Source organism: Streptacidiphilus sp. P02-A3a, assembly GCF_014084105.1.
GTDB lineage: Bacteria > Actinomycetota > Actinomycetes > Streptomycetales > Streptomycetaceae > Streptacidiphilus.
This window is the reverse complement of sequence record NZ_CP048289.1, coordinates 6,929,894-6,951,002: the sequence shown is the minus strand read 5'-3', so window position 1 is coordinate 6,951,002 and position 21,109 is coordinate 6,929,894. Positions and strand designations below refer to the sequence as shown.

The following is a 21,109-nucleotide window of genomic DNA, read 5'->3' as shown; positions in this document are numbered from 1 at the left end:
GGCGTCGATCACCGAAACGTGATCGACGCCGGCCCACAACGCGGGAATCCGAGTGCCGCGTTGATGCACTGGCGCATGGGGGCACACCAAGGCCCCTCATGCGGGTCCGTGACCATCACTTCCGCCACAGGCCCTAGAGTGGGTGCTCGTCACGCTCCATCTCAACGCACCGGGACGTCATGCGCACACAGTTCCTGATATCCGAGATCTGGACCGGCCTGCGACGCAACCTGACGATGACCATCGCGGTCGTCATCAGCGCCGCCATGTCCCTCGCCCTGGCCGGAGCCGCGCTCCTGCTGCGGGACCAAGTGGACGCCATGCAGGGGTACTGGGCCGCACGCGTGGAGGTGAGCGTCTACTTCTGCACCAAGGACGACGCGCTCGACAGCAAGTCAGGATCCTGTGCCACCGGCCCGGCGACGCAGGCTCAGAAGGCAGCGGTGCAGGCCAGCCTGATGCAGAGTGGGCTGACCGAGAAGGTCTACACCGAGACCCCGGAGCAGGAGATCCGCTCCTACAAGCAGGAGGACGCCAACTCCCCGGAGGTCAGCTTCGCCTCGACCGACTCCTTCAACGGCGACCTGCAGATCAAGTTGAAGGACCCGCAGCAGTACCTCGCGGCCACCGAACTCGTCAGCGGACAGCCCGGGGTGGGCCATGCGGAGGACGACAGCCAGGTACTGAAACCGCTGTTCAGACTGCTGGACGGGGCCCAGGTGCTGGCGCTGTCGGTGATGCTGGTCATGCTCGCGGTGACCACGCTGCTGATCGCCAACACCGTGCGCATCTCGGCCTTCAGCCGCAAGCGGGAGACCGGGATCAAACGGTTGGTCGGCGCGTCCAACTACTCGGTGCAGCTGCCGTTCATCGCCGAGGCCGCGTTCGCCGGGGTGGTCGGCGCGGTGCTGGCCTCGGCCATGCTGGCGCTGGTGAAGTCACTGATGATCGATCAGTTCCTGGCTCCCTCGGTCGATGTGATCACCTTCATCGGCTGGGGACCGGTCTTCCAGGCCATGCCGCTGATGCTGGTCCTGGGCGTCGGCATGTCCGGCCTCGCGGCCTTTGTGACCCTGCGCAAGTACCTGCGGGTCTGACCGGGTGCGGCGGCCTTCGCCCGGGCCTTGCGACGGCGCAGCGGCGCCAAGCTCCGGACGGCACGGCTATGCCCGGGGGCGCCGGTTCTCGCGGATTCGCCAGGCCCAGCCGATGAGGGCCAGGCCGAGCAGCACCACGACCACCCCCAGCGCGGCGTAACGGCTGTGGCCGCTCATCATCGAGCCGTGCACCGCCCCGGACCCCTGGGCGATCCACAGTCCGCCGACCGCCACCAGGACCAACCCGATCACTCCGCGCACCCACATGTCGTCTCCTCAGCCCGTCGGTGAACCCATCGGTGCATACGCCGCCGCCCGGCCCCCGGTTCACCGAACCGGGCACCCGTCCGTTCCCGCCGAGGCGGAGGCGGCACCGCTGGGGAGCCGGGCGGAGGGGAAGTCCGGCCCGGGGGCCGCGCTTCCCTGGCTGGCGTCCGGCCCGAAGGCCGGACGCCAGCCGCCGTGCTGGTAGAGGAAGTCGATGCCGAACTCGGCACTCCGGCCGGTCCCGCAGTCAGCGGTCAGGCCGACCATCACCTCTCCGGGAAGCGAGCTCTCGTAGTCGGTGGCGTGCACGGGGTGCCCGCCGTAGTCGGACACCGTCTCGTCGAAGTAGGTCATGGAGTTGTCCGGAGCGGCCATGGAGCGCAGCGCCCCCAGGTCCCGTTTGTCCAGCGCGGACTCCAACGCCCGCACCGCACGGGTCAACTCGGCTGTGGGCCGGCCCTCGTCGGTGAGCCCGTTCCTCGCCCCGCCGGTGCTGGACGAGCATGCGGTGAGCACGCCCAGCGCGGCGGCGATCGAGATCCAACCGAGGCACCTTCTGCTGCGTACGGACAGCCTGCTCAATCTGTCTTCCTTTCCACGGCCGCCGCGGACGGCTCAGAAGTTGAGATGGCGGATGTAGATGGTCGGAGCCTTGCCGTGGTACTGCTTCTCGATGCTGGCGATCTGATCGTAGATCGACCGGTGCTTGTAGTTGTCGTCGCTCTGGGCGACCCACAGTTCGCCGGTCGAGTGGTTCACGTCCACCACCACGGCGGTGTGGTTGATCGACGACCACCCCGGGTACCGGTAGAAGATGACGTCCCCGGGCTGGGCCTGACCGGTGTAGGCGACCCAGTTCCCGGACAGGCTGGACAGGAAGTTGGCCAGGTGCTGGGCACCCGAGTACGAGTACGTCTGGTGAGTGCCGAAGATGCCGGTCTTGCGCCACCAGTACGAGTCGTTGTTGTAGTCCAGCAGCGAGCTGTCGTGGTAGGCCATGCCGCCGCCGTCGTGCAGGACCCGGGACGCCCAGGCGGTGCAGTCCGGGTTGTACATCCAGGAGTCGTTGTAGTGGGCCTGTGCCCACTTGACGGCCGCCGTCTGGTTCAGCGAGGGCCGATAGGACGCCAGCGAGTGGACCGGGCTGCTGGGGGTGGCCGCCGGCCAGCCGTTCGCATCCATGGTGACGGCCTGGGGCGCGTCGGAGACGTCCGGTGCCGTTGCCTGCGCCGATAGTTGGGCTTTCGAGGACTGCTGTGTCGTGCCCCCGGCGGTGGTGACCTCCGCGGTGGCCGCTGTCGCGTCGATGGTGGCGACCGGGACCAGGGCGTCCGACAGGTAGAAGTCGGTGAGCGTGTAGTCGCCCTGCGGGTCACGGGTGAACACGAAGGTGCGCTCGTTGTCGGAGTCGCTGGGGCTCGTGGTGCCGTCCGTGTCGGTCGAGGCGATGGTGTCGGTGATGTCCGCCTCCACGCTGATCGTCGACGCGTCGGGACTCACCAGTACCAGCGGGCTGTTCGCGGCGACCGCTGTCAGCGCTTGGCTGTCTCCGCTGTGCATGGCGGAGAGTTGACGCAGAGTCAGCACGTCCGGGGCCTCTCCCTGCACCAGGCCGCTGATCAGAGCCGACTGGCTCGCGCCGGCGAGGGCTCCGGCGGAGTCGTCGGTGGAACCGGCCAGGAGAGCGTCGCGGGCCTGCCAGTACTGCCCGACCGCCGCCACGAGGTCGCCGGTCCCGGTGGACGCGGCGGACGGCGTGACCGGTGCGCTGACCGGGCCGCTGTCCCCGTAGCCGGTGTGGGTGACGACCTGCACGGTGTACGGAACGGTATCGGTCAGACCGGTCACCTGTGCCTCGGGCCGTGAGACCTGCTGGGTCTGCTGCACCGCGCCGGAGGGGTCGAGCACGGTGACGGTGTAGCCCACCGGACCGTTCGCGCCCACCGACTCGGGGGCGGTCCAGGTGGCCAGAGCATCGCCGTCGCCTGCCTGGACCGACAGGTCGGTGGGCGCTCCGGGCGTCGTCGGGGCCAGGTAGGTGACGGTCACCGTGGGGGCCGTGCCGCCGGTCTTGCGGGTGGAGTCGAAGCTGACCCCGTTGCCGACCGTCTCGTCGTCGGCCAGCAGGGTGATGCCGTTGTTCGGGTCTCCTGCCATCCAGGAGTCGAGGGCGTCGCCGATCTCGATCGTCGCGGTCTGCGCGGGCGTCACCTGAGTGCTGCTCAGCTGGTCTCCGGCGAGAGCGGCGAGGGCGTCACCGGTGGTGGTGGCGTCCCACGCGCCGCTGACGGCGTCGGCGTCCACGGTCACGGCCCCGCCGGAGCCGAGTGCCGACGCCGCGCCCAGGTTGAGGGTCGCGTCGGTCACGAAGCTGCCCGCCGGAAGCGAGGAGAGGTCGACCGTGAGGTACGAGCGCCAGACCTGGCTTCCGTCACTGCCGACGAGCAGGCTGCCACCGGTGGAGGAGGCGGTCGCGGTGACCGGAGCCTCCCGGTCGGCGACTGCCGCCACCGGCAGCGTGACCGTGGTCGTCTGCGGGGTGGGGGAGGCGCTGGGCTGGATGACCAGGCTCTGGTGGACGCTGTCGGCGGAGCAGGCCTGGTCGTGGCAGGCCGTCATCCACCAGCGGTACGTGGCACCCGGGGTGAGCGTGCCGTCGGGGATGCTCAGCATCGAGCGGTTGCCCGCGTCGACCTCGTCATGGGCGTACGGAGTCTGTCCCACCGCGTTGCCCGCGGCATCGGTGAGGTAGTAGAACACGTCCACGGTGCCGCCGCCGAGACCGGAGGTCGCGCCTCCGAGCAACGGCGTGGTGGTGTCGGTGCCGATGCTGGACAGCGCCGTCGGTGCGCTGGGGGCGACCGTGGGCGCGACCGAGAACGCGAAGGTACCGGCCGGGGTGCGCACGCCGGACGCCGACACGCCCCAGACGCTCAGGGTGTGGCTGCCCGCGTCCGGGTACCAGGCGAGGCTGGTGGTGTCCGAGGTCAGGGTCTGCGCGGTACCGCCGTCCTCCGAGTAGCCGTAGCTGCCGGTACCGCTCACCGCTGCCCAGGAGAAGTTCGTGTCAGTGCCGCTGTCGGCCGCCCGCAGAGCGGCGTCGGCCAGGTAGAAGGAGGAGGTGACGATGGGCCCGGCGGTGGTCCCCGATCCGAAGAAGTAGTCGGTCTGCGAGGTGTTGCCGGCCCGGTCCGTCGCCACCAGGTGGAACACGTGCTCCGCGCCCGAGGCGACGGTCAGGGTGCCGGTGGCGGTCGTGCTGGCGCTCACCGTGGTGCGGGTGGTGGCGCTGTCCATCCAGTAGCTGTAGCTGTTGACGTCGCTCGATCCGTCCGTCCAGTTGAAGGTTCCGCTGGTGGCGGAGGTCCACTGGTTCTGCGGCCACGCGGTCGACTGCGCCTGCGGCCGGGCCGGGGCCGCGGTGTCCACGGTGAAGGCCTTCGCGGCGCTCCAGGCGGAGTACTCGTGCCCGTCGTAGGCGCGGACCTGCCAGGTGTAGGCACCGTCGGCCAGGGCGCTGGCAGGACTCCAGGTGCCGGTGGCACCGGAGTTGACGAACGCGCTGGAGCCGGATGCCTTCACCGTGGTGCCGGACAGGACCTGGTAGTCCAGCCGCACGGTGTCACTGTTCGCATCGGTCGCCGCCGCGGACAGCGTGGGAGTGCTGTCAGCGGTGTAGACCGTGGAACCGACCGTGCCGGCAGGGGAGAGCAGGAGGCTGCCCGGCGTGGCCGGCGGGTTGTTGTACGTGATCGAGAACGTGGGGTTGTCCGCGAAGCGGACGAAGTCCGTGTCGTTGGTCTCAGTCGCGTTGTAGAGCCCCAGCGTCCAGTTGTCCGCCTTGTTCTTGGCGACGTTCTGCAGGCCCGAGGTCACGTCGAAGGACACGGCCTGGTTCGGGCTGGTGCTGGTGGTCGTGAACGTCGCCGAGCCGTTGGGGCTCGGGTAGTTCGGATTGTTCGCCCCGGTGTCCTTCGACGGCTGGTTGTTCCAGTCCGTCGACGAGTTCATCGGCCCGGTCGAGAACGCCTGGATCGTGGTGGAGTTGGATCCCGCCGCCGCCGCGTAGGTGACCTTGGCGTTGAGCTTCGCCGAGATGACAGTCGCGCCGTAGATCGCCGAGGGGACGGATATCTCGTAGAACGTCCGCTCGATCCCGGTCGGGGAGGAGAAGCCCTGGTAGCCCACGGCGAGGCCGGTGCCCGGGGCCGCGTCGTAGTTCGACGTCGTCGGGTACGCCTGCTGCACCTGGTCCCAGTTCATGGTCGCCCCCGACGCCGGGTGCGGCGTGTAGGCCGGGTCCACGTACACCGGGAACACGGTGTTCTTGGACTTCAGCAGGCCCTGGTCGGCCGCGAGCGCCAGCTTGTGGGTCCTCTTGTCGAAGGACACCGCTACGCGGGCCGTGTGCGCATGCGAACCGGGGGTCTGCGCCGTGGACCTACTGCCCTGAGCGGTCGCCGAGGGCCTGGCGGCGGCGCGGACCTTGAGCGGACCGTCCGCGTCGGCCCCGCCCGCTACCGGGCTGCCGGGCGAGGAGGCTGACGAGGGGGCGGCGTTCCCGGTCGAGGCGGTGGTGGAGGAGTCCCACATCACCGGAGCGGGCGAATTGACCAGCAGTCGGCCCTTGGCGTCGTCCACGTTCAGGTTGCCGCCCGCGTCCACGGACACGGTGCTGCCCGAGTTCGAGCCGATGGCCAGCTGCAAGTCGGCCAGCCGGGGATCCACCGCCGCGGCGGCGTTCTTGACGACCAGGGTCTCCTCGATCCCACCGGCCGCGGTCGCCGTCACCTGCAGATCCGCACCGGACGACAGCACGTCCGCGTACGTCGCCGTGTCACCCGCCAACGTGGGCTTCGGCAGCGCCGTCGGCCAGGACAGCGTGGTCGTCTTCCCGTCGACCGTCATCGTCGCCAACGGACCGCTGCCGCCGCCGGACAGCACCAGCGGCGACTCCGACAACGTCGGCACCACATCGCCCGAGCCGTCGGTGGTCAGCGTCGCGTCCAGCGACTTCCAACTACCGCCCTGCTCGACCCACCTGGGCTGTTCCGACGCCTGGTAGGAGAAGGTGCCGTCCGGATCGGCGAAGGTCTGCGAAGCGTCGGTGCGGTCGCCCAGCACCTCCACCTTGGAACCCTGCCGCTTCGCCGCCAGCATCGCCGACACCGCGTCAGGCCGACTGGCCACCGGCACCACGGCCGAGCGGACGGCGACGCCTTCTGCCTGGACCTCGGAGACGCCGGTGGCGGCCCCCAGCAGCGAGATGGTGAGGCCGGCGGAAACCGCCGTAGCCGTCAGCCTCCTGGACGGAAGCGGCGAGCCCCCCGACATGATCTTACGCGAACGCAACGCGCCCTCCCTGGACTAATTTTGAGTAATAGTGGCATAAGAAAATGGTGTGACCATGGTGGGAGGAGGGGGCTCGTCGGCGACCGCCGGGAACGAGCAAATCCCTTGGCATCGAAGCGATTTGACGGACGCAGGACCCGATGGGGTCGGCCCCGACCTGGCTCATAGTGCTCACATCCGGGCATAAGGACATGATCACGATTGAAGATCGATTCCACCGCCGTCGCGACCCGCACGGCGCGTCCGGCGCCGTCGACGTCCGCCGTGTGTCAGACCTCCGTCGGGGCGTCCTCCCGCTGCGCCGCGAACGGGTAGTCCGGGACTCCCCAGTTCGCCTTCTGCCTCGGGCGCCGCAGGGCGAGGAGGGTGGTGAGCATTCCGGCCGCCGAGACGCCCAGGACCACCAGCAGGCCGTGCCGGTAGCCGTCGAGCTGCGCCTGCTTGTCACCGGTTCCGCCGGTGCCCCCGGCGGTGACCAGTGCCGTGGTGACAGCCAGGACAACCGCGCCGCCGATCTGGAACGAGGTGTTCACCAGGCCCGAGGCCAGACCTTGTTCGGCATCGGCCACTCCGGCCGTGGCCTGGATGTTGAGCGCGGGGAAGGTCAGCGCGAAGTGCAGGCCGAGCAGCAGCATCGTCGGCAGGATGACCGTCGGGAAGTCGCTGTGCGGACCGATCCGCAGGAAGTTCGCGTAGCCGAGGACCGCCGCGGGAAAGCCGATCAGTAGCAGCCGCGTCGTTCCGAAGCGGTCGACCAGCCCGCCGATCTTCGTTGCCGACAGCGCGACCAGCGCGCCCGCGGGCAGGAACGACAGTGCCATCTGCAAGGCCGACCAGCCCAGCAGCGACTGGAGGTAGAGCGTCGCGATGAACTGGAACGCCACGTACGCCCCGAACATGCTGATGCCGCTGAGGTTGGCCCGCGCCAGCGTCGCCGAGCGGAGGATGCCCAGGCGTACCAGCGGATGCGCGCTGCGCAGCTCGATCGCGACGAAGGCGGCGGCGAGCGCGATGACCACGACCAGGGAGAGGAGCGTCCGCGGGCTCGCCCAGCCCGCGGTCTGCGCCTGGGTCACGGTGTAGACGAGCAGCAGCAGCGCTCCGGTCGCGGTGACCGCGCCCCCGAGGTCGTAGCCCCGGCCGTCGCGGGCCAGGCGCTCCTGGTGGGGGATCAGGCGGATGCCGGCGGCGAGGGCGATCAGCGCCAGCGGGAAGGGCAGCAGGAAGGTCCAGCGCCAGCCGACCTCGGTCAGCAGGCCGCTGAGCACCAGTCCGAGCGAGAAGCCACTCGCGCCGCAGGTGGTGTAGATGCTGAGAGCCCGGTTGCGGGCCTGGCCCTCAGCGAAGGTGGTGGTGATGATCGAGAGCCCGGCCGGTGCGGTGAACGCGGCGGCTGCGCCCTTGATGAAGCGGCTGGCAATCAGCAGCCCGCCGCTGGTGACCAGGCCGCCGAAGAGCGAGGCCACGGCGAACACCGCGAGCGCGACGAGGAAGACCCGGCGCCGCCCGAGCAGGTCGGCCGCGCGTCCGCCGAGCAGCAGCAGGCCACCGTAGCCGAGGACGTAACCGCTGACCACCCACTGGAGGGCGTTGGTACTGAGGTGCAGGTCGGTTCTGATCGAGGGAAGCGCGACACCCACCATCGAGACGTCGAGCGAGTCCAGGAAGAGGGCGGCGCAGAGGACGACGAGCGTCGCCCACAGTCGTGGCGACCAGCGTTCGGTGCTTGCGGCAGGAGCGGCTGCTGTGGGGATCATGGGCACGAGAATACATGCACGTGCATTAGATGCAAGAAGGTTTATTGTCTGTGCAATATATTCTCCTGCATCTGCTATGGTGGCCGAATGACAGAGGAACATGTGGAGGCATGGCGTGGCCTGCTCGCGCGCCACGCGGCCACGGCCTGCGCGCTCGACCGGGAGCTGGGCGAGCGGCACGGCCTGGGCATGAGCGAATTCGAGATCCTGGAGCGCCTGATCGAAGCCCTCGCGGCTGACGACAAGGACTCCTGCCGGGTGCAAGACCTGGCATCCTCCGTACACCTGAGCCAGAGCGCGCTGTCACGGCTGATCGCGCGCCTGGAGAAGGACGGCCTGGTCGAACGCTCCATGTGCCCGGAGGACCGGCGCGGGATCATGCTCTGCCTGACCGAGGCCGGGCGCGCCCGCTACCTGGAGGCCCGCTCCACCCACCGCGCGGTCCTCGCCCAGACTCTCGGCTGAGCATCCGCCGGGCCGTCGACCGCGTCGCCGGAACGCCGCGCCGGGGACCGCGCCTTGCCGCACGGCCCTCGCCCGTACCCGGTAACTCCCTTGCGGCCGACCACTCCCACTGACGGCCGCCCGGTCGGGCCCCGGACCATGGGCGTCGGGCGGGGCCGAGCGGGTACCCCGAACAGGCACGGGAACACCGGTGCGTAGCTCAAATGTTCAACCAGGCCCTGCTGGGGCCGTTCGCCCAGCACACCGGATTCAAGTGGCACCAGCTGGGCGTCCTGCTGGCCTGGGGTGCCGTCGGGACGCTGGTCGCCGTCCGCCGGTTCCGCTGGGACGCCCGGCCCGAGTAGCCCGCCGCCGGGTGTCAGTGAAGTGACAGTGGTAGGAGGGCGGTCCGCAAGCGGACGCCGATAGACATGGGGTGTCACCGGAACCGTCTGTTCGAGCGAACAGCCCGAACCATGCGAGGAGTCACCATGCCCAGCAACAACACCGAGCTCGCGTCCCTGACCCAGGAGATCCTGGAGCTGGAGTCGGACACCTTCGAGATCACCGACTTCGCGGAGGCCGGCGAGGTCATGAACGGCACCTGCTCCAGCACGTGCAGCTCCTGCTGCGGCGCGTCCAAGAACTAGTAGTACTTCGTTAAGTTTGGTTTGGTGGGCGGGCGTTGTGCGTGGTTGTGCTTGCGGGTAGGGGGCGTTGGCAGGTGGTGCAGGTGCCGGTCCAGCAGTTCAGCAGGTCCTGTATCTGGTCGAGGACCTGGTAGAGGGTCAGGCCGGCGCTTGGGCTTTTGGGTCGAGTCTGCGCAGGGTGAGGAAGGCGTGGGCGGCGGTGACCAGGGCGAGGTGGTGGTGGAAGCCGCGCCAGGTTCGGCCTTCGAAGTGGTCCAGGCCCAGGCCGTGCTTCATCTCGCGGTAGTCGTGCTCGATGCGCCAGCGCATCTTGGCCAGGCGGGCCAGGTGTCGCAGCGCGGTGTCGGCGGGCAGGCTGGTCAGCCAGTACTCGGTGGGGGCCTTCTCCCCGGTGGGCCACTCGCACAGCAGGGTGGTGGCGGGCAGTACGCCGTCCCAGGCCGCGGCGCCGCCGGCGGCGGCCATGGCGTGGCGGCGGGCGGCGACCCCGGCGGGGCGCACGGTCAGCGTCCGAAAGCGTGAGTGCATCGGGCCTTTGGAGCCGTGGCGCCAGGTGGAGCGGCGGAACGCGGCCCGCCCGCCGTCGGCCGCCAGTGCACTCAGCGCGGCGGCCCTGGCGCGGTAGCGGGTGGCGGGGACGCGGCCGGTGCCGGACCAGGGCGGGGCGGTGGGAACGGCGTGCTGCGGGTGTGCGGACTCGTCCGCGCGCACGGCGACGACGAAGTCCAGGCCCCGGTCGGCCAGGCCCTGGCGGAACGCGGTGTTCTGTCCGTAGCCGGCATCGGCGACAATGACCTTCGGCTCCAGGCCCCAGCCGACAGCCTCGTCGATCAGGTCCAGGGCCAGCCGCCACTTCTCACGGTGTCCCGCCTCCTCGGGGACACCGGCGCGAGTGCGCCGGTCGGCGTCGTCCTGCCACCCCTCGGGCAGGAACAGCCGCCAGGAGACCGGCACGGACGCGGTGTCGGAGGCGGCGTGCAGGCTGACGGCGACCTGGCAGTTGGACTGCTTGCCCAGCGCCCCGCACCACTGCCGCGCCACACCGACCGACATCCGCCCGTCCTTGGGGAACGAGACGTCGTCGATCACCCACACCACCGGGTCCACCGCCGGCACCGTCTTGAGCGCCACCGCCCGCAGCACCGCCGCGTGGTCCCACGGCGACTGGTTCACGAACTGCTGCAGCGCCTGCATGTCCCCGTCCGGCAACCGCGCCGCCATCGGCTGGACCGACTTGCGACGGCCGTCCAGCATCAGCCCGCGCAGGTAGCAGTCACCCCACCCACGCACGTCACGACGCCGCACCGACGCAAATACCTCACCGACGAACTCGGCCAGCTCACCACGGAGTTGCTCGATCTCCCCCAAATCCACGTCGGCCATGATGCCCGATCAACAGCACCCACATCAACCAAACTTAACGAAGTACTACTAGGAGGGCGGTCCGCAAGTGGCCGCCGATACAAAGGAGTTGTCACTTGATCCGGCTGTTCGCACGAGCAGCCCGAGCTACCCGAGGAGTCATCATGGCCAGCAACAACACGGCACTCGCGTCCCTGACCCAGGAGATCCTGGAGCTGGAGTCGGACACCTTCGAGATCGCCGACTACGAGGCCGCCACCGAGACCATGAACGGCTCGACCTGCTCCAGCACGTGCAGCTCCTGTGGCAGCGTCAGCAAGAACTAGGGCCGGTCCTTCGGATCACGTCGGGCGGTCGCGGCCGAACACGCGTCTGCCCTCGCCGGGACTCCTCCGAGCGAGAGCAGACGCCGTCGCGGACCGGGCTCAGCCGGACGCGGTTCCCGGCAGGTGGGAGGCGGCGCTGCTCAGCATGGTCCGGATGAGGCTCGCCCGGTTGGGGACGTCGAGTTTGCGGTACACCTGGCCGAGGTGGCTGTCGACGGTCCGCACACTGAGGAACAACGACGCGGCGATCTCGCCGCTGGTCATCCCGGTGCTGGCAAGTCCGGCTATCTGCCGTTCGCGCGCGGTGAGCCGGGCCAGCAGGCCGGGTTCGTCGACCGCACCGGCGAGCGCGGCCAGCCGTCCGCGCTGGAGGGCGGCTTCGTCGGCCAGCCGGGCCGAGCCGCACTGCCCGGCCAGGACCACGGCCCGGTCCAGCCACCCGGCCACGTCCTCGGTCCGCCCGGCGTCCAGGGACAGCGCGGCCGCCGTGAGCAGTGTGCGGCACACCTCGATGCGCTCGCCGCTGAGGGAGAAGTCCGTGATCGCCTCCAGGGCGCTGCGCACGGCTCGCGGGGTGTCCCCGGAGATCGCGTGGGCCCGCATCCGGGCGCGCAGGGCGAACCCCTGCCGACCGGCGGAGGGGAGCTGTTCCAGGCAGCTCTCGGCGACGCGCGCCCAGTGGTCGACGGAGGCCCGGTCGCCCTCGGCGAACGCCGCCTGCGCCAGGGTGTCGCACCAGCGCGGTCTTCGCCAGGCGCTGAGGCCGGGGAGCAGGACCCCGCCGGCCGCTTCCAGCAGCAGCCATCTGGCCCGCGCCGGGTCGCCGGTGAGCAGCACCAGCTCGGCGTTGAAGCAGCGGACCGAGACCGCCCAGGCGGTCGGGGTGCCGTCGGCGATCGCCGCGGCCTGATCAGCCAGCGCGACCACGTCCGGCAGGTCACCGGGACTGTTGCGCCAGAACAGGATCTCGGCCCGCAGCATGGCGACGATCGCCGCGGTCGCGGGGTTGCCGACCCGCTGTAGGTGCTCGGCGGTCCGGTCGAGGGTCGCCAGCGCGCCGCGCAGGTTCCCGGAACGCAGTTGGGCGTTGGTGAGAACGGTGAGGATCTGCGGCTGGATGTACGTCTGCCCGGTACATCGGGACAGGTCGGCGGCGCGGGTGAGATGGCGTTCGGAGTCGGCCAGTCGTCCCAGCATCCCCTCCGTCATCCCGACCTGGAACGAGGCCTCCAGGTTGGTCAGCAGCGCGGCGTCAGAGGCTGCGTCGATGAGTTCGGCCGCCTTGGTCATCGTCTCCTGCGCGGTCGTCAGGTCACCGGTGAAGAGGCGGCCGAGCGCCACCTGGGCCAGGGCCTGGCTCTCGCCGACCGGGTCACGGTGCTTTCGGGCGATGGCCGCGGCGGTGTCGGCGTGCTGCCGGGACGCCTCGTAGTCCTGGAGGTCGTAGGCGTGGTCGGCCAGCTCGGTGTGCAGGGCGGTGGCGGTCGCGCTGTCCTTGTCGGCCAGCGCCATGAGCGCGGAGCGGGCGATGGCCGCGGCCTCGGTGTAACGGCCGAGCCGTCGTTCGATCCGGCTCAGGTCGGCGAGCGCGGTCACGTCGCTGTGCGGCCCGCCGGGTATGGACGAGCGCAGCGCGTCGAGGAGTGCCCGCCCCTCGGAGGCGTCCCCGGTCAGCAGGCGGGCCCGGGCGAGCAGCACCTGTGTCTCGTGCCAGTGCGGCTCGCCCTCCCGGAGCAGTGGCAGGACCGCCTGCAGGTAGTCGGCCGCGACGGCGGGGGAGCTGTAGAGCAGGCCGCGCGCCGCGGCGATCAGGGTCGTCACGTGCTCCGGCCGGTCCGGGTCGGCGGCCAGCACCACATGGCGGGCCTGCTCGGCGATCGGGGCCGCCCGCTCGGCCAGGACGGCACCGGCCCGCCGGTGCAGTGCCAGCCGCCGGCTGGGTCCGAGCCGTTGGTAGACGACCTCTCCCACGGCCCAGTGCCGCAGCGCCAGTTGCGGGGCGGGCGCGGTCGGCCGGACGACGTCGAGCCGGGTCAGCGCGTCCAGCGCGTCCATGGTCTCCGACATCTCCAAACCGGCCACCGCGGCCAGGAGTTCGGGGCGGAACCGGCCGCCGAGGACCGACGCGACCTGGACCACCGTGAGCGCGGTGGGATCGAGGCAGCCCAGCTCGCCCAGGACCGCCGTACCGGCGTCGGCGCTCAGCTCGGCGTCGGCGCCCATCACCTTGAGGTACTGGGGATTCCCCTCCGCCCTGCGGTGCACCTCCTCGGCGTTGGGGCAGCCATGGAGCAGTTCCCGCGCCTGCTCCCGGGACAGCGGCCCGAGGCTCCACACCTCCAGCAGTCCGGCCGACACCGCGCGGGAGAGCACGGCCGCGAGCGCGGGCGAGAGCTGGCGCTGCCGGTACGCCGTGAGGCACAGCACCGGACCGGCGGCGCTCGCCTCCATCAGCCGCTCGACGTCCTGGATCCGGTCGTCGGCGAGGTGGTGCAGATCGTCCACCACCGCCATCAGACCGGCACCCCGCGCCGCGGGGTCGCGCGGGGCGGCGACCGCCGGGGCGAGGGGGAGCGAGGGGATCGTGCCGCCCTGGCCGTGCGACGCGAGCACCGGGACCCCGGCGGCCCGGGCGTGCGCGGCCATGGCCCAGATCACCGCGCTCTTGCCTATGCCCGGATCCCCGACGAGCGCGATCGCCCGTCCCTCTCCTGACCTCAGATTGGCCAGGGCGGCCCGCAGTGAACCGACTTCCGTCTCCCGTCCGACCAGCCGACACCCGCCGGCGACCGCCCCCCACGCCGGTGGCGCGATCTCACCGTCCACCCAACTCGCTGGCACACGACCCCCCTTGGTACGCAGACCGGTGTCCTGCTGATCATCAGTCATAAACGGCACAATAGCCATCTTGGTCGACAATCAAACCAACCTCTTTGCCGCCAAAGCTGTCGAGCGACTCGCGGCGCGGTGGGGCGGGCCGTTGTGCCGGGGATCCAGGTGGGCCGTGAGCCGTACCCGATCACGGCGAACACCTGAACCCGAACCCCGAGAAGGGTGACGGTGGGGCCGCCACCTCGGTCCGTGCAGGAGATCCATTCCGCTTTTCCCGGGAATCCGCATGAATTTCCCGCATCCCCCGATACAGCCGTTGGTCCCGGTGCTACTTCCGTGGTGGGGGCAGGCGATCCACGGGGATTCCCGCCGCGATGATCCCCGGGTATTTTGCCGCCCACCGCCATGTTCACCGGGGAGATGCGGCATGGAAGACGAGTACAGCAGATCACGCCGGACACTCCTGTTGGCCGGGGCAATCATCGGGTTTATCGGCCTGCTCATCCCCGGCCTCTACGGCGCGTCCTGCTCGCCGGGTTCGGCGGCAGCGCGGTCTGCAACGGGTTCGACGGCCCGGTCCCGTTCCACCAGGCCGCCGTGGGTCTCACCGCGACCGTGATCGTGGCCCTGGTGGCCGGCGTCGCGGGTATTGAGAACGTCGTCTGGATCCTCGGCGTCAATCAAAATCCTGAGCCTGGTCGGTCTCATCTGGACGACGTCCAGCTTCATCTGGGCCTTCCGCAACAAGCTGATCCCCGCGCCGATGCGCGCGAAATTCATCAGCGATCTCGGCGGAGGGAAATCGGCGGTCGCCGCCGCGCAGTACCTGCACGCCACGCTCGCCGCCGGGACCCTCATTCCGCTCTTCGGGCCGCTTCTCGCGTACGCGGGTTGGGCTGCGCCCCGGTGGTCCTCCTCGCGGCCGCGTTCGCCATTCTGTACGTCATCAGCAACTGAGCCGAGCGGGCGGCAAGGCCGGGATCGCGGGAGCGGCCAGGGTCGAATTCCGTCGGTGACATGTCAAAAAGTTCGGCCTCTCGTGAAAACGTCCGTCGGAGTGGTCCGGGCGCCGATTCCCGGCCTTGGTCCGGACCTTGTGTGGACGAAGTCGAATAGTCCGCCGGCTGATTGCCCTGCCGGGCGGACGTCGGCGGCTCCGCTCCGATGCCTGCGGAGCCGCCCCGCCCACGCGGCGTGGAGGGGAGTCGCCTCCCGCTCGATGGACGTCCGCGCCACTGGGACGACGTCACCGTGCTCGGGGGTCAACTGCCGGGCGTCTTCACACATTAGGTGGTCTAGTCCTATTGACGCGGCTGGGGGTAGGCGGTTTGGTATGTACCAACGCCTGGCCTGCGCGTCACACCCCCACGCATCTCCACGCCCGACGGGCATCCCCCGAAAGGGGCAACTGTTATGCACTTGGCAAGACTTGGCGCTTCCGTCTGCGCGCTCGCGCTCGCGACCGCCGGCGCGGTCGTCGCTCTGGCCCCCACCAGCAGCGCCGCCACCGGCAGCAGCGTCTACTCCGTGGCCCCCTACGTCGACATGTCGAACAGTCAGGAGGGCCTGCTGGACACGGCCATCACCGGACACGGGCTCAAGGCGTACACCGCGGCCTTCGTGCTCGGCGAGGGCTGCAACCAGATCTGGGGCGACACCCTGCCCATTGGCGCCGACTCCTTCACCGACCCCCTGATCGCCAAGGCCAAGGCCGAGGGCGCCTCCGTCATCGTCTCCTCCGGCGGGTCGGCCGGTGAGCCGCTGGCGTGGACCTGTACCACGCAGAGCAGCATCGACGCCGGGTACCAGGCCATCATCAACGACTACGGGGTCACCCAGCTCGACTTCGACGTCGAGGGCGCCGCGATCGCCGACACCGCCTCCGTGGCCCGCCAGATGCAGGCGATGAAGGACCTCAAGGCGACCAACCCGAACCTCCGGTTCTCGATGACCCTGCCGGTGCTGGCGAGTGGCCTCACCAGCGACGGCGTCAACATCCTGGTGGCCGCCAAGAACGCCGGTATCAAGATCGACGTGGTCAACATCATGACCATGGACTACTACTCGGGCACCGGCACCGAGATGGGCCAGGGCTCGGTCGCCGCCGCCGAGGCCACGCTCGCCCAGATGCAGTCGGTCGACCCCAGCTACACCTACGCCAACCTCGGGATCACTCCGATGATCGGCAAGAACGACGACGGCTCGACGTTCACGCTGGCGGACGCCCAGACGGTGGAGCAGTTCGCCGTGCAGCACGGGGTCGGCAGGCTGGCGTTCTGGTCGATCGACCGCGACCAGCCGTGCAGCGGTACCGCCAACTCGCTGCCCACCTGCAGTGAGATCAGCCAGAACAACCTGGCCTTCACCGACGCCTTCGTGCCCTACGAGGGCAGCACCGGCGGCGGCACGACCGGCGGCGGCACCCCCACGCCCACGCCGACGCCGACTTCCACGCCGACGCCCACTCCCACGCCGACCGCGCCCGCCAGCCCCACGCCGACCCCCACGCCGACCCCCACGCCCACTCCCACCGCCACGCCCACCAGCGGTTCCGGTGGCGGTTGTGCGGCCGCGTGGAGCAGCACCGGCACCTACACGGCCGGGAACAAGGTCTCCTACAACGGCTCCAACTGGACTGCCAGCCAGTGGAACTACGACGAGGCGCCCGGCGGCTCCTCGGGCGCCTGGACCAACGACGGCGCCTGCTGAGCGGGATCCGCCCAGCGTCGGCCCTGCGGGCTCGCGCGGCCACGGAATCGGCGGCGCGGTGACGATGTCCAGGCGTTGACGCTCCCGTGGTCCTCCGGTGCTGTGCCGTGCTCCCTCGCTGGGAGCACGGCACAGCCGCTGGTCGCCGACCAGAACGCTCAGGTCTCAGGTATTCCTTGCGGTCCGGGTCACGGGTCGTCGTGCCGAGGGCGGGCCGCGTCACATGAAGGGAAAGGGATCCAGTCATGGCACCAACGCACGCTCCGCACAGACTCAGCCGGGTCACCCTGGCCATGGGGGCCACCGCCTCCCTGCTCCTCGCAGGCGTGGCGTTCGTCACCCAGGCGCAGGCGGCGAGCACCAATCTGCTGACGAACGGCAGCTTCAGCTCGGGCAACCTGACTGGCTGGACCTGCGACCCGGGCACCGCCTCGGTCGTGACCAACCCGGTCTACAGCGGCGACAGTTACGCTCTGGCCGGTGCCGCGACCGGCTCGGACGATGCCCAGTGCACCCAGACTGTCCCGGTCCAGCCGAACGCCTCCTACACGCTGACCGGTGAGTTCGAGGGCGACTACGTCTACCTCGGCGTCAGCGGAGGGACCGACAGCTGGACTCCGTCGGCGTCCTCCTGGACCCCGTTGTCGACCACCTTCACCACGACTGCGTCCCAGACCTCGGTGACGGTGTACATCCACGGCTGGTACGGCGAAGGCACCTACCATGCCGACAACCTCGCACTGACCGGCCCGGCCGGTGCCGGTGGCGGCCCCACCTCCTCGCCGTCACCCACCGCCGGCGCGCCCACCAGCCCTCCGCCGACCACCGCGCCCCCCACGCCCACTCCCACGCCTACTCCCACCCCCACCAGCACCCCCACCAGCACCCCCACCAGCACCCCCACCAGCACCCCCACCAGCGGCGGCGGAGGCGCGGGCCTTCCCGCGCACTCGCTCATCGGGTACTTGCACAGCAGCTTCTCCAACGGCTCCGGCAACGTCGACATCGAGAACACCCCGCCCGCCTGGAACGTGATCGCGCTGGCCTTCGCCGACTCCAACGGCGCGGGCGACATCACCTTCACCCCCTGCCCGGCGAGCGAGTGCCCGGGGGCCGAGACCCAGGCACAGCTGATCGCGGGCATCAGGACGGTCCAGGCGCAGGGACGCAAGGTGCTGATCTCGATCGGCGGAGCGAACGGCCAGGTCACGCTGAACAGCCCCTCCGACGCCACCGAGTTCGTGAACACGGTCAGCTCCATCGTGGACACCTACGGCCTCAACGGCGTCGATCTGGACTTCGAGAACCAGTCGCTGGTGCTCAACGACGGTGACAACGACTTCACCCACCCGACCACACCCGCCGTGGTGAACCTGATCTCGGCCGTGCAGCAGCTGAAGGCCAAGTACGGGCCGAGCTTCATCGTGGCGATGGCCCCGCAGACGTTCTTCGTGCAGACCGGCTACGAGTACTACGGCGGCAACAGCACCGGGGCCTCCGACCGCCGTGCGGGCGCCTGGCTGCCGGTCATCTACGGCCTGCGCAACCAGCTGAACCTGCTCGACGTGCAGGAGTACAACTCCGGGCCGGTCATGGCCCTGGACAACCAGTACTACAACACCGGCGGCGAGGACTTCCTGACCGCGATGACGGACATGCTGCTGCACGGCTTCACCGTCGCCGGAACGGGCGAGACCTTCCCCGCTCTGAGCCCGAGCCAGGTCACCATCGGCCTGCCCGCCACCGAGGAGGCGGGCAACGGCGCGGTCACGTCCGCGGCCCTCGACTCGGCCCTCGACTGCCTGACCAAGGGCGCCAACTGCGGTGCCTACAAGCCCCTCGGCACCTACCCGGGGCTCGGCGGACTGATGGCCTGGTCGATCAACTGGGACGTGTTCGGCGGCAACCAGTTCGCCGGTACCTTCAGCAGCTACTTCGGCTGACCCGGCAGACACGGCCACGCCTCGGGAGCGGGTCGGCCCACGCGCCGACCCGCTCCCGAGGCACCCCCTTCAGGCCCTGTGCCTGGCGTCCCCGGGTGAGTTCACCCGGTCTGCGCGGGCGTCACCCAGCCGCTGCCCGGCCGACCCCGCTGACCACGACCGTCTCACCGGCCCGCGGCCGGACCGCGTTGAGCGCCGCCCAAGGCCCCCGGGCACCCAGTCGGCCACCGCGGCCCCGGTCGCGCTGACGGTACCGGCGAGGTCGCTGCCCTGCCCGGACGGGAGGGCGGCCGGGAACCGCTGGTGCAGGGCCCCACCGCGGATCTTGGCCTGGTCAACCTTCCGGCTGGGCGTGGCTGGTGATGAAGGCGGCGACCTCGTCGAGGGCCTGCGCGGCCTCGTCGGCGAACGCGGCGAAACCCTGGAAGACGTGCGGCGCCCCCGGGAAGGTCCGCAGCGAGACCGGTACGTCGGCGCGTGCGGCCCGCGCGGCCAGCCGCAGCGCGTCGTCGAGCAGGATCTCCCGGCCGCCGACCTGGATCAGCAGCGGCGGCAGTCCGCGCAGATCGGCGTGGAGAGGGCTGGCCAGCGCGGTACGCGGATCGGCCCCGGCGAGGTAGTCGGCGGCCCGGGTCTCCAGAGCCTGGCGGGTGACCGCCGGATCCGCGTCGGCCCGGGTCGTCATGGTGGCGCCGGACAGGGTGAGGTCCGTCCACGGGGACATGACGGTCGCGGACGACGGTTGCGGCAGCCCCGCGTCCCGGATCGCCAGCAGCAGCGCGAGGGCGAGGCCGCCACCGGCCGACTCGCCGGTGACCGCGACCGACCCGGCCGGCACGCCCCGGTCGAGCAGTGCCCGGTAGGCGGCCAGGGCATCACCCACGGCGGCCGGGAAGGGATGCTCGGGGGCGAGCCGGTAGTCGACGGTCAGGGCGGTGGCCGCGGTGCGCCGGGCTATCTCGGAGACCAGGCCGACACTGGAGGCTGCGGAGCCGATCGCGTAGGCGCCGCCGTGGAAGTACAGCACGGTGCCGGACGCGGCCACGGCGGCCCCGGCGCGCACCTCGACGGCGGGCACCCCGCCCAGCTCGGTGGTCCGGGTGCGGACGTCGTCGGGCAGCGGCGCGGAGCCGAGCATTTCGTCGAACACGCGGCGCATCTTCTCGACGTCGCCGCCCAGGTCCAGCGGAGAGTTCTGCAACAGCTCGGAGACGGAGTCCAGTTGGCTGCGGGTCATGGCTTCTGTTCCTCTTGTGAGGCTGTTCGCGGGCGGTGTGCCCGGCGACGTGATCAACCCTCCGCCGCGCACAATTATTTGTCCAATGCATGAAATCTATCTATGCTATTCGTGTGGTGCATATTGAACGGATCGACCTCAACCTGCTTGCTCCGCTGGCCGCACTGCTGGAGGAACGGCACGTCTCGCACGCGGCGGAAGTCGCCGGGATGAGCCAGCCGGCGATGAGCCGGGCACTCCAGCGGCTGCGCGACACGCTCGGCGACGAACTGCTGGTGCGCGCGCCGGGCGGATACCGGCTCACCCCGCGGGCCGAGCGCGTCCAGCGCCAACTGCGAGCGGTCCTACCGCGACTGGAGAGCCTGTTCGCCCCCGAGGAGTTCGACCCCGCCGAGGCCGCCGAGGCCTTCCGGATCGCCGGGACCGACTACGCCCGGGTGTTCGCCCCCGCGGTGTTCCAGCGCGTCTTCCAGAAGTCGCCGCGCTCCACGGTGCACTTCCGCACGTGGCACAACACCATCTACGAGGACCTCGACCGAGGCGTCGTCGAACTGGTGTTCTATGCCAGGTCGGGGCCGGTCACCGCGCTGCGCACGGAGCACCTGTTCGACGACCGGTTTGTCTGCGTCCTGTCCGCGGACCACCCGCTGGCCGAGCGCCCGGAGATCGACCTGGAGGAGTATCTGAGCGCCGCGCACGTGATCGTGGGCACCACCGACGAGCGCCAGACCGCGATCGAGGGGCGCCTGGAGGGCCTCGGGGCACGCCGCCGGGCCGGGCTGACCGTGCCCTACCACTCCCTGGCCGCTCACTCCGTCCTGGGCACCCGGCTGATCCTCACCCTGCCCGCGAGGCTGCTCGCGCAGCAACGCCCGGACGCCGGGATCCGGATCCTGCCCGCTCCCGAGGAGATCCGCCCCCTGCACTACCAGATGGCCTGGCACCCGCGCCTCGACGGCGACCTGGGGCAGCGCTGGCTCCGAGACACCGTCCGCGCCGTCACCGCCGAACTGCCCGACCCGCCCCCGTCCCACCGAGTCGACCCCGGACGTCCAGCTGATCCAACTACACTGCCTCGCTGACCGGTTGGGGGAGTGGCCGGTGCCCGTCGAAGAACCGCTGGTATTCGCGGA

General features: G+C 70.4%; 16 protein-coding genes. 8 read left to right on the top strand and 8 right to left on the bottom strand.

What is annotated here, in order from left to right; genetic code table 11:
* The first annotated feature begins 179 nt into the window (after window positions 1-179).
* A complete protein-coding gene (gene ftsX, locus GXP74_RS29275; RefSeq protein WP_182454245.1) occupies window positions 180-1,097 on the top strand; it encodes a permease-like cell division protein FtsX in 918 nt (305 codons plus the stop codon).
* Between the two features lie 66 nt (window positions 1,098-1,163).
* On the opposite strand, the gene GXP74_RS29270 is transcribed toward ftsX, so the two are convergent.
* The 4 genes from GXP74_RS29270 to GXP74_RS29255 all read right to left on the bottom strand — a co-directional run bounded on the left by GXP74_RS29270 (window position 1,164) and on the right by GXP74_RS29255 (window position 8,473).
* On the bottom strand, window positions 1,164-1,364 hold the full coding sequence (locus GXP74_RS29270) for a hypothetical protein (RefSeq protein WP_182454244.1): 201 nt from the start codon (window positions 1,362-1,364) through the stop codon (window positions 1,164-1,166).
* 60 nt (window positions 1,365-1,424) lie between these two features.
* The gene (locus GXP74_RS41950; protein WP_182454243.1) at window positions 1,425-1,946 is read right to left on the bottom strand and encodes a hypothetical protein; all 522 of its coding nucleotides are present in this window, start codon (window positions 1,944-1,946) and stop codon (window positions 1,425-1,427) included.
* 33 nt (window positions 1,947-1,979) lie between these two features.
* The gene (locus tag GXP74_RS29260; protein WP_182454242.1) at window positions 1,980-6,716 is read right to left on the bottom strand and encodes a DNRLRE domain-containing protein; all 4,737 of its coding nucleotides are present in this window, start codon (window positions 6,714-6,716) and stop codon (window positions 1,980-1,982) included.
* 269 nt (window positions 6,717-6,985) lie between these two features.
* Window positions 6,986-8,473 (bottom strand): MFS transporter, encoded by a 1,488-nt coding sequence (locus GXP74_RS29255; protein WP_182454241.1) that lies wholly within the window; start codon window positions 8,471-8,473, stop codon window positions 6,986-6,988.
* A gap of 87 nt (window positions 8,474-8,560) precedes the next feature.
* Between GXP74_RS29255 and GXP74_RS29250 the strand changes: the two genes are divergently transcribed.
* The 3 genes from GXP74_RS29250 to GXP74_RS29240 all read left to right on the top strand — a co-directional run bounded on the left by GXP74_RS29250 (window position 8,561) and on the right by GXP74_RS29240 (window position 9,567).
* Window positions 8,561-8,938 (top strand): MarR family winged helix-turn-helix transcriptional regulator, encoded by a 378-nt coding sequence (locus tag GXP74_RS29250; protein ID WP_182454240.1) that lies wholly within the window; start codon window positions 8,561-8,563, stop codon window positions 8,936-8,938.
* Between the two features lie 203 nt (window positions 8,939-9,141).
* Window positions 9,142-9,282 carry a hypothetical protein gene (locus tag GXP74_RS29245; RefSeq protein WP_182454239.1) on the top strand — a complete coding sequence of 47 codons (141 nt, stop codon included), beginning with the start codon at window positions 9,142-9,144 and terminating at the stop codon, window positions 9,280-9,282.
* A 126-nt stretch (window positions 9,283-9,408) separates the two neighbouring features.
* Window positions 9,409-9,567 (top strand): thiazolylpeptide-type bacteriocin, encoded by a 159-nt coding sequence (locus tag GXP74_RS29240; protein WP_182454238.1) that lies wholly within the window; start codon window positions 9,409-9,411, stop codon window positions 9,565-9,567.
* A 138-nt stretch (window positions 9,568-9,705) separates the two neighbouring features.
* Here GXP74_RS29240 and GXP74_RS29235 read toward each other — a convergent pair whose 3' ends face one another.
* Entirely contained in the window at window positions 9,706-10,941 is a 1,236-nt protein-coding gene (locus GXP74_RS29235) for an IS701 family transposase (protein ID WP_182456524.1), read from the bottom strand.
* Window positions 10,942-11,093: 152 nt separating this feature from the next.
* On the opposite strand from GXP74_RS29235, the gene GXP74_RS29230 reads away from it, so the two are divergent.
* Window positions 11,094-11,255: a thiazolylpeptide-type bacteriocin gene (locus GXP74_RS29230; protein WP_182454237.1), complete on the top strand. Its 162-nt coding sequence runs from the start codon at window positions 11,094-11,096 to the stop codon at window positions 11,253-11,255.
* A gap of 99 nt (window positions 11,256-11,354) precedes the next feature.
* On the opposite strand, the gene GXP74_RS29225 is transcribed toward GXP74_RS29230, so the two are convergent.
* Window positions 11,355-14,096 (bottom strand): LuxR family transcriptional regulator, encoded by a 2,742-nt coding sequence (locus tag GXP74_RS29225; RefSeq protein ID WP_182454236.1) that lies wholly within the window; start codon window positions 14,094-14,096, stop codon window positions 11,355-11,357.
* 504 nt (window positions 14,097-14,600) lie between these two features.
* Window positions 14,601-14,867 carry a hypothetical protein gene (locus GXP74_RS29220; protein ID WP_182454235.1) on the bottom strand — a complete coding sequence of 89 codons (267 nt, stop codon included), beginning with the start codon at window positions 14,865-14,867 and terminating at the stop codon, window positions 14,601-14,603.
* A gap of 633 nt (window positions 14,868-15,500) precedes the next feature.
* Here GXP74_RS29220 and GXP74_RS29215 point away from each other — a divergent pair.
* A complete protein-coding gene (locus GXP74_RS29215) occupies window positions 15,501-16,796 on the top strand; it encodes a chitinase (protein ID WP_182454234.1) in 1,296 nt (431 codons plus the stop codon).
* 245 nt (window positions 16,797-17,041) lie between these two features.
* A complete protein-coding gene (locus GXP74_RS29210) occupies window positions 17,042-18,739 on the top strand; it encodes a chitinase (protein ID WP_182454233.1) in 1,698 nt (565 codons plus the stop codon).
* Window positions 18,740-19,073: 334 nt separating this feature from the next.
* On the opposite strand, the gene GXP74_RS29205 is transcribed toward GXP74_RS29210, so the two are convergent.
* Window positions 19,074-19,976 (bottom strand): alpha/beta hydrolase fold domain-containing protein, encoded by a 903-nt coding sequence (locus tag GXP74_RS29205; RefSeq protein WP_182454232.1) that lies wholly within the window; start codon window positions 19,974-19,976, stop codon window positions 19,074-19,076.
* 113 nt (window positions 19,977-20,089) lie between these two features.
* Here GXP74_RS29205 and GXP74_RS29200 point away from each other — a divergent pair, with 113 nt between their 5' ends.
* The gene (locus GXP74_RS29200; protein WP_182454231.1) at window positions 20,090-21,058 is read left to right on the top strand and encodes a LysR family transcriptional regulator; all 969 of its coding nucleotides are present in this window, start codon (window positions 20,090-20,092) and stop codon (window positions 21,056-21,058) included.
* Window positions 21,059-21,109 lie beyond the last annotated feature (51 nt).